Origin of the sequence: Variovorax sp. WDL1 (genome assembly GCF_001541225.1) — a bacterium.
Classification (GTDB): domain Bacteria; phylum Pseudomonadota; class Gammaproteobacteria; order Burkholderiales; family Burkholderiaceae_C; genus Variovorax.
Window position 1 is genome coordinate 56,717 of sequence record NZ_LMTS01000158.1, and the last position, 14,398, is coordinate 71,114.

Sequence of the window (14,398 nt, forward strand, 5' to 3'; positions counted from 1 at the left end):
GGAACACACACCATGCTGGCCCAACACACCCTGGATCAACTGCGCAGCCTGCGCCTGGACGGCCTGGTGGCCGCGCTGCAAGACCCTGCGACCGCGCACGCCGCGGCCGACCTGGACTTCCACGCCCGCTTGGCGCTGCTGGTGCAGCGCGAGATCGACTGGCGCGACGACAAGCGGCTGGCCCGGCTGCTCAAGGCCGCGCAGCTCAAGATCTCGGGCGCCTGCCTGCAGGACATCGACTGGCGCGCCTCGCGTGGCCTGAGCCGTGCGCTGATGGCCGAGCTGGCCGGCGTCGGCTGGGTGCGCGAGGGCCGCAGCGTGCTGCTCACCGGGGCCACCGGCTGCGGCAAGACGTGGCTGGCCTGCGCGCTGGCGCGCCAGGCCGCACGCGCCGGCCACGCCGTGCTGTACACGCGCACCGCGCGGCTGCTGGAGGAGCTGCACGTGGCCCATGGCGACGGCAGCTTCAAGCGCCGGCTCGGCCAACTGGCGCGGCTGCAACTGCTGGTGCTGGACGACTTCGCGCTGACGCCGATTGCCGCGCATGAACGGGGCGATCTGCTGGAGTTGCTGGACGACCGCGTGGGCACCCGGGCCACCATCATCACCAGCCAGTTGCCGCCGGCGGCCTGGCACGCCTGGCTGGGCGAGCCCACGCTGGCCGATGCGATCCTTGACCGCGTGGTGCACGGCGCGCACAAGATCGCGCTCAAGGGCGAGTCCATGCGGCGCAGCCGCGCCAACGCCGTCGGCGTCACCGAAGCCGCCATGGCCGGGGACATCAGCCAGGGCGGCTGATACCTGCGCTGTCGCGCAGCAGGCCGTGGCATGCCAGCCATGTGCACCGCCTGCTCCGCCTTGCCCACCGCGGCGGTCGGTTCGTCGCAAGCGCCAACCGCCGCCGTGGACAAGGCTGCCGAGCACCTCATCGAAGCGTCTTCATCGCCTTCGGCGCACCGGTTACCCACCCGGCGCTGCGCGCCGCGTGGATAACCGGCAACCCCCGCGTTCCACGCCGATCACGGGCACCTGCACTACCATCGCGCCCGTCACTCCGGGCCACAAGCGGCTGCCCGCCATCACGCGGAACGCTGCCCGCGATCAGCGCGGAATGCTGCCCGCCATCGTTTGGAATGGGTGTCCGCGATCAGTGGAATGCGCACTCTTCACTGTCCTGGAGCAAGCGCGTGAGAATGCCAGAGCCATTGCCGCGGGCCTGAGGGGCAGCCTGCGCATTGCAATTTCCGATGGTGCGATGGACCCACGACTATCGGCGTTCCTAGCTCGTTGCCGCGCGGAAGAGCCCGAGGTCGAGATACGTCTCTCCGAGGTACCGCTGACCGAGCAGATACGGGGCCTACGGTCTGGCGACTTCACGATCGGATTTGCACACGCGGCGGATGTTGGCGAAGGCATCGTGGCTGAACCGATCTGGCGAGACCCGATTGTGATCGCCGTGCCAGCGCGGCACTCGCTTCTTGCGCACAAGCAAGTTCCGCTGAACGAACTTCAGGGTCACCCACTGGTTCTGTGCGACAAACTGGCCTGCGAAGGCTACTGCCGAGAACTAAATCGGCTGCTACAGGTTCTGGAACACAGACTCAACGTTGTCGAAGAAGTGTCGTCGCTGGACATGATGCTAACGCTCGTCGGCGCAGGCTATGGGATTGGTTTCATGACGGCGACCAAGATTCCCATCAGCCAGAGGCCGGACGTGGTGATTCGCCCTCTGGCGCAGGACACGGCGGTAATCACAACCTATCTGCTTCGGCCAGAAAGCAGCAACTCATCGGTTTCGCTGGATCGCTTCATCGAACGTCTGCGAGGACCTCCGGATGACTAAAGCGTCAATGCCTATCTGAATCGTGCGCCGCGGCACGAAGATTGCGTTCGGCTGCGCTGACGAGTTCCGCAGCACTGAGCTTGAGTCCGGCGGCGATTCTTAAGATCAGAGCGAGAGTGGGCATGTGCTCCCCACGCTCTATTTTGCCCATGTGCGATCGCTCGATCCCTGCTTTCGCAGCCAGTTCTTCCTGAGCAACACCTTGCGTCAGGCGGGCGACACGAACGGCCGCTCCGAATGCCAACGCTGGCTCGGCGTCGAAAGTGGTAGTTCCTGGGGGACGGCCTCGTCGGACAGTTCGCTTCTCCATCCTTGGAAGCGTCGAACAGTCCAAACAATTTAACCACGTTAAGTTTAACTCAAACTAGCTATCATGAAGACTTTCCATCCTTGTCTTATCGCTTCTTGGGGCCTCTCATGCACGACGCCACCAGCCCACGCCCACAGCTCAGGCTCGCCATAGCGCCTGGTGTGGCCTCTTCGTACCTAGCTGCATTGCTTGCCCTGCAGCGCGCGGAGGAGCCCGAAGTTTCTATGGAATTTAATGAGGTTACGGCGAGCGATCTCATTACGGGCCTCTACAAACGGCGCTTCGACGTCGGCCTTTCTCTGAAGCAGGTGAGCGATTCTTCGCTGAAGAGTCTTTCTATTTGGTTCGAGGCGACAGCTCTTGCCACGCCGCTGCGATACCCACTGCTCCGGCAGCAGTCAATCAGAATAGACGAACTTAAGGAGCACTCCGTGTTTCGATGGAAGGCCGAATATTCTCTTTCGCTGGACCAGTACCTGTCCTCCATGTCATCAACGGAAAGGCCGAATGTCCAGCATGTCAGTTCTTTTGAGATGTTATTGCTCTGGGTCGCAGCTGGATATGGCGTAGGGATTTCCTCGCGATCACGCATTGAAACCGCTAGCCAGTGCGGAATCTGCACGCGCCCAATAGCCGATGGCCCCTACGAGGTCATTACGCACCTGCAGCGACTCTCGGGACAGACGAATCTTGTAGCTGATCGATTTGAGCTTAGAGCCTTGCGAGTTGCCGAGGCGCGTAAAGCATGACAACCACGTGCGGTGCCCGCCCTTGCCGGTGGATTTGCAGCGGGTGCCGGTTCGGGCCAAGGCGCCGTCCAGACGCATCAATTCATCCTGGAAACTGACCTTGATCAATTCAACTCCCTACAACTTCCAATAGTATGTCCGCATGATCGGCTTAAGGCGCCTTCTCGCAAGATGGAGCCGCTGGATTACCAGCGGCCTAGTCGTAACCTTGCTTTTCTCGCAGGTTGCGATGGCGATGTACGTCTGTCCCAAGCCAGACCCGAGGGCATCTGTGGAAACCACGCAAATGCGTGCCACGATCTCGATGCAGCAGGCTGACAAGTTGCCAATGTCGGATTGCACCGGCATGCCTGATTCCATGGACAGCGAAGCGCCACAGTTGTGCCACGCTCATTGCAGTGGCGATCGGGAGTCGGCGCTTTCATGGCAGGGGCTGGACATTCAGTTTCTCGCGGCGCACGTGATGTGGCTCGCCAACTCGCTGCCCGGGTTGGTTCTCGACCGGGTAGCCCTCAGGCGGCACGTTACCTACATTCCTCCCAATCCCCGCGCGGGCTTTCCGCCGATCTACCTCACGTTCCAAGTCCTGCGGAATTGATTTATGTGTCCGTGCTCGCCGCGCACCGATGCGGCAGACCACGTGATTTCGTGAATACCAATTCCGAGGACAACCATGTTTACTCCCTTTTTTGGCGCCCCCGAGGGGCGCCCGTCGGCGTACGGCCGAGGCACAACGCCGGCCTCGATGCGAGTGCATCGTCTGAAAGCTATCAGCATCGCGTTGGCGGGCAGTGCGCTTGTCTCGCCTGTAGCCTACGCCCTCGATTTTGCTGAGGCACGCCTTATCGCGGAGCAGCAGAGCCCACGCATAAGCGCGCAGCAGTTGCAGGTTAACGTCGCCGAATCCGTGCAGAAGGCAGCAGGCTCGCTGCCCGACCCCAAGCTCTCGCTCGGCATCGAAAACTACCCCATCAGCGGCATGGATCGCTGGAGCATGACGCGCGAATCCATGACGATGCAGCGCTTGGCGCTCATGCAGGAAGTGCCCAACAGGGCCAAGCGCGACGCCCAGGTCGCCAGCGCGCAGGCGCGTGTGGATCGAGAACGCGCGGCGCTGGTTTTGCAGCGATTGCAGATCCGCCAGGAACTCAGCCTGGCGTGGATCGCCGCGCAGGCGGTGGAGCAACGGGAGATACTGCTGACGGAACTGCTCGCGGAGAACCAGCGCCTGCAAGACAGTCTCCCCGCTCGCGTCGCCGGCGGCACCGCCCAGGCTGGCGATCTGTTGGTCGCGCAACAGGAGGCGCTGACACTCACGGACCGCCGTGACGATCTACAGCGGGACCGGGCCAAGGCCAGGGCCGCGTTGCGGCGCTGGGTGGGCTCCAGGGCCGACGAAGCACTGCAAGGCGATCCAGGCCCGCTCACTCGCCCCGTCGCGCAACTGCGCACAGAACTGGCGAATCACGCGGAGCTTGAACTCTATCCGGCGATGCAAAGCATGGCCCGGGCCGAGTCCCGCGAAGCCCAATCAGAGACCCGCGGCGATTGGGCCTGGGAGATAGCCTATAGCCGGCGTGATCGCCGATGGGGCGACATGGTGTCATTTCAGGTGACATTCGATCTGCCTTGGCAGAAGGATCGACGCCAAGTGCCCATGATCGAGGCAAAACGGCACGAGTTGGAACGTCTGGACGCCGAACGCGAAGACGTGGCGCGGCGGCATTTGCAGGAGCTGGACGACAGCGCCGCCGAACTCCAAGCGTTGAACAGCCAGATCGACCGCCTGCAGACCGCCGGCTTGCAACTGGTACGGAACCGAGCGGCACTTGCATTGAGCAACTACCGATCCGCCAAGGGGGACCTGAGCGCTGTGCTCAGTGCACGCGCCCAGGTGCTGGAGACGCGCATGCGTCTGATCGACCTTGGAGCGCAGCGCGACAGCCTCGTCGCCCGACTGAACAGCCTGATCGCGGACTGAGTGGAGACCCTCGCCATGAATACCTCTTCGAGAAACATCCTTACCGGCTTGACGCTGGTTGCTGCCGGTATTGCCGTTGGATGGGGCGTCGCCCAATGGCGCGCCGGCCACCTCAGCGGCTCCCCCGCTGCCAACGTCACCGTTGCAAGCGCTCCGACCGAGCGCAAGGTGCTGTATTGGTACGACCCGATGGTGCCGACCCAGAAGTTCGACAAGCCCGGCAAGTCGCCCTACATGGACATGCCGTTGATGCCGAAGTACGCGGATGAAGACACGCAAGACAGCACGGGCCTCAGCGTGTCGGCGCAAGCGGTGCAAGCCCTAGGGCTGCGTACAGCCGAAGTCCTGCATGGCAAGATCGGTGCAGATGTGAACGTCGTGGGCACCGTGCTGCTCAACGACCGCGACGTCAGCATCGTGCAGGCGCGGACCGCTGGCTTCGTCGAGCGTGTCTACGCACGGGCTGCGGGCGACGTGATCGCAGCAGGGGCACCGCTGGCTGACCTATTGCTGCCGGAGTGGATCGCCGCACAGCGCGAGTTTCTCTCGGTTCGCGCGATGGGCGACGCACCGTTGACCGCAGCTGCCCGCCAACGGCTGCTGCTGCTCGGCATGCCGCAAGCCCTGATCGCCCAGGTGGAGCGCACAGGCGAGCCCAAGGGGCTGTACACGGTCACAACACCTCAAGGCGGCTTGGTGGCCGAACTGATGGTGCGCCAGGGCATGACGGTTTCCGCCGGGGAAAGCCTGGTCAGGGTGAATGGCTTGGCCTCGGTGTGGATCGAAGCGGCCGTCCCCGAAGCACAAAGCGGACCATTGCAGGTCGGCCAAACGGCGCAGGTCCGGCTGGCGGCGTTTCCCGGTGAAGTGCTCCAGGCGCGCATCGTGAGCATCCTGCCCGAAGCCAACCGCGACACCCGTACGGTGCGAGTGCGGCTTGAAATGGCCAATCCCGGCCAGCGCCTGAAGGCCGGCATGTCCGGCCAGATCGCGCTCAAAGGCAACGAACAGCCCGCGCTGCTTGTTCCCAGCGAAGCGGTCATCCGCACCGGCAAGCGCGCACTGGCCTATGTGGTCGATGGACCCGGCAAGTTCCATCCCGTGGAGGTCCAGGTGGGCGCGGAGGTAGGCGATCAACTGGTGGTCAACGGCGGGCTCGCGGCGGGACAGCAGGTGGTGGCCTCGGCGCAGTTCCTGATCGATTCGGAAGCCAGCCTGCGGGGCGTGCTGCCTGCAGGTGCCGCGGCGTCCGCGCCTGCATCGCCGCACAACGGGCACGGCACCTCGTCGCCAACGGCCGCGGCCACCAACGCTTTCGTGGTGCGCGGCGTGATCGAGGAGATGTCGCCCACCGAGCTGACGCTGGCGCACGAGGCCGTGCCAGCCCTCCAATGGCCGGCCATGACCATGGGCTTCAAGCTGAGCAGCCCGCAGCTCGCCGCGGGTCTTTCGGTTCGGCAGCAGGTGCGATTCACCTTCTCCAAGCAAGGTGAGGGCTACGTGATCACCGCCATCGAAAAGGTGCAGCCATGATCGCCAAGCTGATTCGATGGTCGGTGGCCAATCGCTTCCTGGTGCTGCTGGCCACCGCCATGCTCACGGCATGGGGCGTGTGGGGCGTTCGCAGCACGCCCGTGGATGCGCTGCCGGACTTGTCAGACGTGCAGGTCATCATTCGCACCAACTACCCAGGACAGGCGCCGCAGATCGTCGAGAACCAGGTCACCTACCCGTTGGCCACCACCATGCTGTCGGTGCCAGGGGCCAAGACCGTGCGCGGCTTCTCGTTCTTTGGCGACTCGTTCGTCTATGTCTTGTTCGAGGACGGAACCGACCTGTACTGGGCCCGCTCACGGGTACTGGAATACCTGAACCAGGTCCAGGGCCGATTGCCCGCCACGGCGAAGCCGGCCCTGGGTCCGGACGCCACAGGCGTCGGCTGGATCTTCCAGTACGCGCTCGTGGATCGCACGGGCAAGAACGATCTGGCGCAACTGCGTGCGTTGCAGGACTGGTTCCTGAAGTTCGAACTCAAGAGCCTGCCCAACGTGGCCGAGGTGGCATCGGTGGGGGGCATGGTCAAGCAGTACCAGGTCGTGCTCGACCCGATCAAGTTGGCGTCCTATGGCCTCAGTCAGGCTCAAGTCCGCGATGCCCTGATGGGGGCCAACCAGGAGACCGGCGGCTCCGTCCTGGAATTGTCAGGCGCGGAGTACATGGTCCGCGCGAGCGGCTACCTCAAGACCCTGGACGAGTTCCGGGAGATCCCCTTGACGGCACGCGGCGGTGTGCCGGTGCGGCTGGGGGATGTTGCGACGCTCCAGATAGGCCCGGAGATGCGGCGTGGCATTGCCGAACTCGACGGAGAAGGCGAGGTCGCCGGCGGCGTGGTGGTGCTGCGCTCCGGCAAGAATGCCCAGGAGACGATCGCTGCCGTCAAGGCCAAGCTCGCGGAGCTGCAGGGCAGCCTGCCGCCGGGCGTCGAGATCGTCACCACCTACGACCGCAGCGCGCTGATCGAGCGGGCCATTCGCAATCTCACGACCAAGCTAGGCGAAGAGTTTCTGGTGGTGGCGCTGGTCTGCGCACTGTTCCTTTGGCATCTTCGTTCTGCGCTGGTGGCCATCATCTCGCTACCTCTGGGCGTGATGACGGCGTTCTTGGTCATGCGCTACCAGGGCATCAACGCCAACATCATGTCGCTGGGGGGGATTGCCATCGCCGTGGGGGCGATGGTGGATGCAGCGGTGGTGATGATCGAGAACGCCCACAAGAAGCTGGAGGCTTGGCAGCACGCGCACCCAGATCAACGGCTGCAGGGCAAGGAACGGTGGGACGTGATCACACAGGCCGCGGAGGAAGTCGGTCCTGCGCTCTTCTTCTCGCTGCTCATCATCACGCTCTCGTTCATCCCGGTCTTCACCCTAGAAGCGCAGGAAGGCCGGCTGTTCGGCCCGCTGGCGTTCACCAAGACCTACGCGATGGCCGCGGCCGCAGGGCTGTCAGTGACGCTGATTCCCGTACTCATGGGCTACTGGATTCGCGGGCGTATCCCGGATGAGCAGAAGAACCCCATCACCCGCATCCTGATTGCAGCCTACCGGCCAGCACTGGAGTGGGTACTGCGCCGGCCCAAGGCGACGCTGCTGATCGCCGTGCTGGCCTTGGCGACCACGGCCTGGCCCTTGGCGCGGCTCGGCGGTGAGTTTCTGCCGAGGTTGGACGAAGGGGACCTGCTCTACATGCCCTCGGCCCTGCCGGGACTCTCGGCGCAGCGCGCCACGGAGTTGCTGCAGCTGAGCAACCGCATGATCAAGACCGTACCTGAAGTGGACAAGGTGTTCGGCAAGGCAGGACGGGCCGAAACTGCGACCGATCCGGCGCCCCTGGAGATGTTCGAGACCACGGTTAAGCTCAAGCCCAGGGAACAATGGCGTCCAGGCATGACGCCCGAGAAGCTCGTGGAAGAGCTGGATCGTGCCGTGAAGATCCCGGGCCTGTCCAATATCTGGATTCCCCCTATCCGCAATCGCATCGATATGCTGGCTACCGGCATCAAGAGCCCGATCGGGGTGAAGGTGACCGGCAACGACCTGGGCGTGATCGATCGCATCGCTGCAGAGGTCGAGCAGGTCGCCAAGGGCATTCCCGGCGTGACGTCGTCACTCGCGGAGCGCTTGACGGGCGGGCGCTACGTGGATGTTCAGATCGACCGCGTAGCCGCCGGTCGCTACGGCCTGAACATCGCCGATGTCCAGGCGGTCATCGCCGGCGCGGTGGGTGGCGAAAACGTCTCGGAAACGGTCGAGGGGCTTGCCCGCTTTCCGATCAATCTGCGCTACGCGCGAGAATGGCGTGATTCACCACAACGGCTGGCAGAACTACCCATCTTCACGCCGATGGGTCAGCAGATCACGTTGGGGACCGTGGCACGCATCGCGATCACCGATGGACCGCCCATGCTCAAGAGCGAGAACGCACGGCCCTCCGGTTGGGTCTATGTCGATGTGCGCGGCCGTGATCTAGCCTCGGTGGCCAACGAACTGCGCGATGCCATCGGGCAGCAGGTCAAGCTGGAGCCGGGTGTGAGCATCACCTACTCCGGGCAGTTCGAATACATGGAGCGGGCCAATGCACGCCTGAAGGTTGTGGTGCCTGCCACCCTGTTGATCATCTTCGTTCTGTTGTACCTGACCTTCGCGCGTGTGGACGAAGCGGGCTTGATCATGGCGACCTTGCCCTTCGCGCTCACGGGGGGCATCTGGTTCCTGTACCTGCTGAATTACAACCTGTCCATCGCCACCGGCGTGGGATTCATTGCGCTGGCAGGTGTGGCGGCGGAGTTCGGCGTGGTGATGCTCATCTATTTGAAGCAGGCCTTGGCGGAACGTTGCCCCGATGGGCGCAACCCAACGCGAGAAGAACTGCTAGCTGCGATCCGGGAAGGGGCGGTGCTGCGCGTGCGCCCAAAAGCGATGACCGTTGCGGTCATCCTGGCGGGCCTGGTACCCATTGTTTGGAGCAGCGGCACGGGCTCTGAAGTCATGAGCCGCATAGCAGCTCCGATGCTCGGCGGGATGGTGACCGCACCGTTGCTGTCGCTGTTCGTGATTCCGGCTGCCTATCTGCTGATGCGTAAGCCGCGCTAACGTTGCAACGCGGCAGGGTCTCATAACCGAGGCCCTGCCGTCTCCGGTGCGGCCTATCGGCACCCCAAGTGAATAACCATTCGACACATGCGCTTTAGCCGGCGCAAGAACTTGGCAGTGACGAGCCATATCAGGGAACAAAACCTGACCCCGGCCGTTCAGACAGAATCGTCAGCATTTCTATGACAGCCCGAACCTTGGGCTGCAGGTAACGCGATTGCGGCCACACTGCATGGATAGGCATCTCACCACCTGCCCAGTCCGGCAGCACGGGGATCAAGCGCCCCTGCCGTATATCTTCGGCCACCAGCCATGTCGGCATCTGCATGATGCCGCAGCCGGCCAGACCCGCCGCCAGCATTGCTTCACCATCACTGAACTCATGGCGCGGATAGATTTCCTGCCGACGTACGCGCTGGTCCGAGACGCGGAGCAACCAAGTGGGTCTCTGCCGTCCCCGAGGACCAGTGATGCAGTCCCGATGCATTAACTCTTCGGGCGTAAGAACTGCTCCATAGCGTTGCAGATAGCTCGGCGCCGCGCAGATAACGAGCCTCTGCGTGCCAAGCCGTTTGGCCACTAAATTTGCTTCGTCGGCCAAGTCACCGATGCGTACGGCCAGGTCGTAACCCGCTTCGACCAGATCAACGGTGCGCTCGGTGAAGGCCACCGATAGGTCGAGGCCATCAAACTTGTTTGCCAAGGCGAGTAGTTCAGGAAGCACATGCCGGCGCCCAAAAGCACCGGGCAATTGCAGGTGCACGCGGCCACGTGGTGCCCGGTCGATCGGCGAGAGCGCTCCCTCGGTTGACTGGAGTGCCTCGATCACCTGATGACAGGTCTCCAAATAGGCCTCACCTTCAGGCGTCAGACTCACTCGCCGGGTCGTGCGATGCAATAACTTCACTCCCAATCGCGCCTCCAGGCGCGCGACGCTCTTGGCGATGCCCGAAGGCGTCATGCCCAGAGCTTGCGCTGCAGCAGTGAAATTGCCGGCTTGAGCTGTCGAGACGAATGCATCAATCCCCGCGAAGCGATCTACCCCAGCAGTCATTAAAGACTCCAATTCCTTAGTAATCGGAATAAGCAGGTGATTATCACATTGCACGGCAAAGATTACAGTTATCTGCATGTGGACGCTAGGAGAACCCATGCGCAGCCTTTTGCGAAAGAATTCGCCCGCAGGATCGTTTAGCTACGCCAGACACCCGATCTTCGAGCAGGTGATGGAGGCGCAGCATTTGACCGTGGGTCTGATCCTTCCCTTGGAGACCCATGCGGGCCCGGCACCGACCATGGCCGATCATTTGGCGATGGCGCAAAGAGCGGACGCGCTGGGCTTCGCGGCGCTGTGGCTGCGCGATGTCCCTTCTACGACCCGCGCTATGGCGACGTCGGGCAGGTCTTCGAGCCAATGGTGTACATGGCCAGCCTGGCCATGGTGACCGAGCGCATCGCCATCGGCACTGCCGGCATCGTGCTGCCACTGCGCGAACCCAAGATTCTCGCAAAGCAAGCGACCTCCATCGACCAGTTGTCGGGAGGGCGATTGCTGATGGGGCTCTCATCTGGCGACCGGGCGGCCGAGTACCCACTGTATGGTGTCGACTACGACAGCCGAGGTGACCGATTTCGCGACGCTTTCGACGTGTTCCAGCAGGTGGCCGAGGCGGACTTCCCGACCTTCGAGTCGCCACGTTTCGGCCGCTCAGGGGGCACGCACGATCTCGTGCCGAAACCGCGCCATGGGGTGCTGCCGACGATTGCGATCGGCCGCGCGCAGCAGACCGAAACCTGGCTGGCCCGGCACATGGATGGGCTGATCGTGCCGGCGCCGCCCGAGGACGGGCTTGAAGCGCTGACGGCCGAATGGCGCGTACAGGTCGCAGGTACATGCGGCGAGGGCGTGAGCAAGCCGCTTGGGATTGCGGGCTTTCTGGACTTGGCGGACAACCCCGCCGCGCCCCTGGAGCGCATCCGCGGTGGCATTCGCAGCGGCATCGATGGGCTGGCGGCCTTTCTGCGGCGCGCGGCCGATGCCGGTGTGGCTCATGTCGCACTCAATCCAAAGATCAGCCGACGGCCCTATGCGGACGTCATGGAAGAACTGGCCGAGGCGCTTGTGCGGCCGGCCAGCAAGGCGTCCCTCGAGTCTGCAGTGCAGTGATCCATTCTTGATGTTGAGGACTTTCATGGAAATGCTTTTTTCAACCTATGACCTGGCCGGCCTGCCGCTTTCCAACCGCATGGTCATGGCACCGATGACGCGCGCGCGCGCGGTCAACGACGTACCGGATGCGGCGACGGTGACCTATTACCGCCAGCGCGCATCGGCCGGCCTGATCGTCAGCGAAGGGGTTCCGGTCTCGCGCGAGGGCATGGGCTACTTGTTCACGCCTGGCTTGTATACGGAGCAGCAGGTCGCGGGCTGGCGGCTGGTGACCAACGCGGTGCACGAGGCCGGCGGCCGCATCTTCGCCCAGCTCTGGCATGTTGGACGCATCTCGCACGTCTCGCTGCAGGAGGCAGGCGCGTCTCCCGTGTCTTCCGTCGCCCGGCGAGCAGAGAATTCGCAGGCTTACGCCTGGATCGTGCAAGGCCTGGCCGGCCAGGTGCCGGCAAGCGCCCCGCGCGCCTTGGCCGAGGATGAGGTGCCGCGGGTCACGCGCGACATCGTGGCTGCCGCCAGGGGCGCGATCACGGCGGGCTTCGACGGCATTGAGCTGCACGCAGCCAACGGCTACCTGTTCGAGCAGTTCATCAATGGCGAGCTGAACACGCGCCTGGATCGCTACGGTGGCTCGATCGCCAACCGGTTGCGCTTTTTGCTCGATACGGTGGACGCCTTGGCCGAGGCGATTGGCGCGCAACGGGTCGGCGTCCGGATTTCGCCGTTCGGCCGCCTGAACGACATGCGGGCCTTCGACGATGAAGCGCAGACATGGTTGACTGCGGCAAACGAGCTAAGCAAACGGAACCTGGCGTATGTCCATCTGAGCGACCAGTGCACCATTGGCGGCAGCCCTGTCGGCGATTTCTTGCAGGCTTTCCGCGACGCTTACCGCGGCACCTTGATCGCCGCCGGCGGATTTGACAAGCCGCGCGCAGAACAGGCACTGCAACGCGGCGTGCTCGATCTCATTGGCTTCGGGGCCCCGTTCATCGCCAATCCCGATCTCGTCGAGCGGCTTGCCAACGACTGGCCGCTGGCCGCGGTCGATCGTTCGACCCTGTACGGCCTGCACGGTGAGCATGGCTACACCGACTATCCCCCGTACGCAGGCGATGCCGCCTGAGCGGGCATCCCGACCTCTTCGCTGGAGGAAACCATCGATGATCGACCTTGACATTCAACGGATGGCAGATCTTGAAGCTATACGCTCGCTGCGCATACGCTACAGCCACTACCTGGACGGCAACCACATGGACGAACTGGCTGCCCTGTTCGCGCCGGACGCCTTGTGCGATGCGGGGCGTGGCCTGTGGCAGGGCCGGGAGCAGATTCGCGCTGGCCTGTCGGCTGCCTTTGAAGCCTACGACCATGACGTCGAAGGCTCGTACCCGTTCCTGCATGCGGTCACTAACCACTGGATCGAGTTCCTCGATGCCGATACCGCGCAGGGACGCTGCTATCTGATCGACCTGGAGACCATGAGCAAGCGCGAGCGCGATCCGTGGCTCTTGCTGGGCTCCTACGCCGATGAATACCGCCGCGTTGATGGCCGCTGGTTCATCACCCGTACGCGGCTGGACATCTTTTGGCCGGAGCGCCAGGCCGGCGGCGGACTGCCGGGCCGGGATCTGATCCTGCCTGAGGCGTACCCAGCAAGTTGACTCATTCACAGTGAGTTCCACGGCTCTGCACTCCGTGTGGGCCGACCGGAGCTTTCCATGAATACCATTTCGTCCTTGGCCGCATCAGGCGTGTAACCGACGCTGTTCTCAGCTGTAGAGCCAGTATTTACGCCAAGGGGGACTGAGTACCGATAGGGCGATTTGAGAGTCAGTCACTCCCGTGGATACACCGCCTCGCCGACGTGGTGCGGCATGAGATTGGAGCCATCTGCACGCAAGCGGAGGTGGTCCTAGCGCGCATCATGCCCGAGCGCCCCTTAGATGACGTCGATCACCCGATATACGGCTCAATGCCAAATCCGCCTTCGCCGCGAACACCACGGCGCTTGGCGGGTTTGCTGGAGCGATTACCGGCCAGGGTGGTCCAATCGTAAGGCAATAGAAGCTCTGGATGCTGGCAGTACAAGCGCCTAAGCACGTCGTCGTTGGTTGAGGCGATGCGCAAACCGTCCACTCCGTGCGATGTCGAGCAATTACGCTGCCTAGGGCAATTTGAATACTGTAAATCGCACCTCGTACAGTCAGTTCTCGTTTCGACAGCTGCTCCCCGAAGTGCGATATTCGAGTATGTTGATTTCTCCTTTCGAGTCCACATAAGACATCTGCGCCGGCATTATTCCGCACTTTCCATATGTGGGTGTAAGGCCGATGACCTTAGCGATATCAAGCGTCATTCCGTAGCGATAATGGACGACGGGAGGCGGATTCTTTCCTGCATTCAAGGCATATGCACGCGTGGAAGCTTCATTTGCTTGCAGCGTTTCACCATAAAGTCGATCCGTCGAGCCGTCAGCAAAGGCGGGAGCAGGAGCGATAATTGCTAGTGCGATGATGTAATGTCTGAATAACTTCATTTTTTAAATCTCCCTCAGTAGGAGATTTAATCCTAGGAATTCAGACATTTCAGTGAGATGACGACCCCATTACATCTCGCTAATTACTGCGGCGCGCTCACTAATACGACCACTACATTCTGGGACGACGTAGGGGCTGACTCAGTCCGGTTGTAGC

The 14,398-nt window shown here is 62.9% G+C and carries 14 protein-coding genes; 11 read left to right on the plus strand and 3 right to left on the minus strand.

The features are described 5' to 3' along the window. Window positions 1-12 precede the first annotated feature (12 nt). Together istB and APY03_RS20935 are read left to right on the plus strand one after the other, a co-directional pair. Entirely contained in the window at window positions 13-798 is a 786-nt protein-coding gene (istB, locus tag APY03_RS20930; protein ID WP_068679659.1) for an IS21-like element helper ATPase IstB, read from the plus strand. 313 nt (window positions 799-1,111) lie between these two features. Then, the gene (locus tag APY03_RS20935; RefSeq protein ID WP_068679662.1) at window positions 1,112-1,843 is read left to right on the plus strand and encodes a LysR family substrate-binding domain-containing protein; all 732 of its coding nucleotides are present in this window, start codon (window positions 1,112-1,114) and stop codon (window positions 1,841-1,843) included. 4 nt (window positions 1,844-1,847) lie between these two features. Here APY03_RS20935 and APY03_RS40450 read toward each other — a convergent pair whose 3' ends face one another. Then, the gene (locus APY03_RS40450) at window positions 1,848-2,153 is read right to left on the minus strand and encodes a helix-turn-helix domain-containing protein (RefSeq protein WP_003097526.1); all 306 of its coding nucleotides are present in this window, start codon (window positions 2,151-2,153) and stop codon (window positions 1,848-1,850) included. Window positions 2,154-2,260: 107 nt separating this feature from the next. On the opposite strand from APY03_RS40450, the gene APY03_RS20940 reads away from it, so the two are divergent. From APY03_RS20940 to APY03_RS20960, 5 genes are all read left to right on the plus strand, one after another. After that, entirely contained in the window at window positions 2,261-2,902 is a 642-nt protein-coding gene (locus APY03_RS20940; protein WP_068679879.1) for a LysR substrate-binding domain-containing protein, read from the plus strand. 271 nt (window positions 2,903-3,173) lie between these two features. Then, the gene (locus tag APY03_RS20945; protein ID WP_232312199.1) at window positions 3,174-3,500 is read left to right on the plus strand and encodes a hypothetical protein; all 327 of its coding nucleotides are present in this window, start codon (window positions 3,174-3,176) and stop codon (window positions 3,498-3,500) included. 147 nt (window positions 3,501-3,647) lie between these two features. Continuing rightward, complete coding sequence (locus APY03_RS20950) at window positions 3,648-4,883, plus strand: TolC family protein (RefSeq protein WP_003121558.1); 1,236 nt, start codon at window positions 3,648-3,650, stop codon at window positions 4,881-4,883. A 15-nt stretch (window positions 4,884-4,898) separates the two neighbouring features. Further along, complete coding sequence (locus APY03_RS20955) at window positions 4,899-6,416, plus strand: efflux RND transporter periplasmic adaptor subunit (RefSeq protein ID WP_068679881.1); 1,518 nt, start codon at window positions 4,899-4,901, stop codon at window positions 6,414-6,416. Then, complete coding sequence (locus APY03_RS20960; RefSeq protein ID WP_003121560.1) at window positions 6,413-9,532, plus strand: efflux RND transporter permease subunit; 3,120 nt, start codon at window positions 6,413-6,415, stop codon at window positions 9,530-9,532. Before APY03_RS20955 ends, APY03_RS20960 begins: the two co-directional genes overlap by 4 nt. Window positions 9,533-9,662: 130 nt before the next feature. Here APY03_RS20960 and APY03_RS20965 read toward each other — a convergent pair whose 3' ends face one another. Beyond that, the gene (locus APY03_RS20965; protein ID WP_232324357.1) at window positions 9,663-10,685 is read right to left on the minus strand and encodes a LysR family transcriptional regulator; all 1,023 of its coding nucleotides are present in this window, start codon (window positions 10,683-10,685) and stop codon (window positions 9,663-9,665) included. On the opposite strand from APY03_RS20965, the gene APY03_RS44240 reads away from it, so the two are divergent. Genes APY03_RS44240 through APY03_RS20980 form a run of 4 tightly spaced genes read left to right on the plus strand, consistent with a single transcriptional unit; the run spans window position 10,684 to window position 13,366 of the window. After that, window positions 10,684-10,977: a hypothetical protein gene (locus tag APY03_RS44240; RefSeq protein WP_146039373.1), complete on the plus strand. Its 294-nt coding sequence runs from the start codon at window positions 10,684-10,686 to the stop codon at window positions 10,975-10,977. The two genes, APY03_RS20965 and APY03_RS44240, sit on opposite strands and share 2 nt — an antisense overlap. After that, window positions 10,974-11,699, plus strand: a complete 726-nt coding sequence (locus tag APY03_RS40455; protein WP_232324358.1) for an LLM class flavin-dependent oxidoreductase — start codon at window positions 10,974-10,976, stop codon at window positions 11,697-11,699. Before APY03_RS44240 ends, APY03_RS40455 begins: the two co-directional genes overlap by 4 nt. 25 nt (window positions 11,700-11,724) lie before the next feature. Then, window positions 11,725-12,828, plus strand: a complete 1,104-nt coding sequence (locus tag APY03_RS20975; protein WP_058160783.1) for an alkene reductase — start codon at window positions 11,725-11,727, stop codon at window positions 12,826-12,828. Window positions 12,829-12,865: 37 nt separating this feature from the next. Beyond that, entirely contained in the window at window positions 12,866-13,366 is a 501-nt protein-coding gene (locus APY03_RS20980) for a nuclear transport factor 2 family protein (protein ID WP_003119989.1), read from the plus strand. 542 nt (window positions 13,367-13,908) lie between these two features. Here APY03_RS20980 and APY03_RS40460 read toward each other — a convergent pair. Continuing rightward, window positions 13,909-14,241, minus strand: coding sequence for a DUF2790 domain-containing protein (locus tag APY03_RS40460; protein WP_071535186.1), 333 nt, complete (start codon window positions 14,239-14,241; stop codon window positions 13,909-13,911). Between the last annotated feature and the right edge of the window lie 157 nt (window positions 14,242-14,398).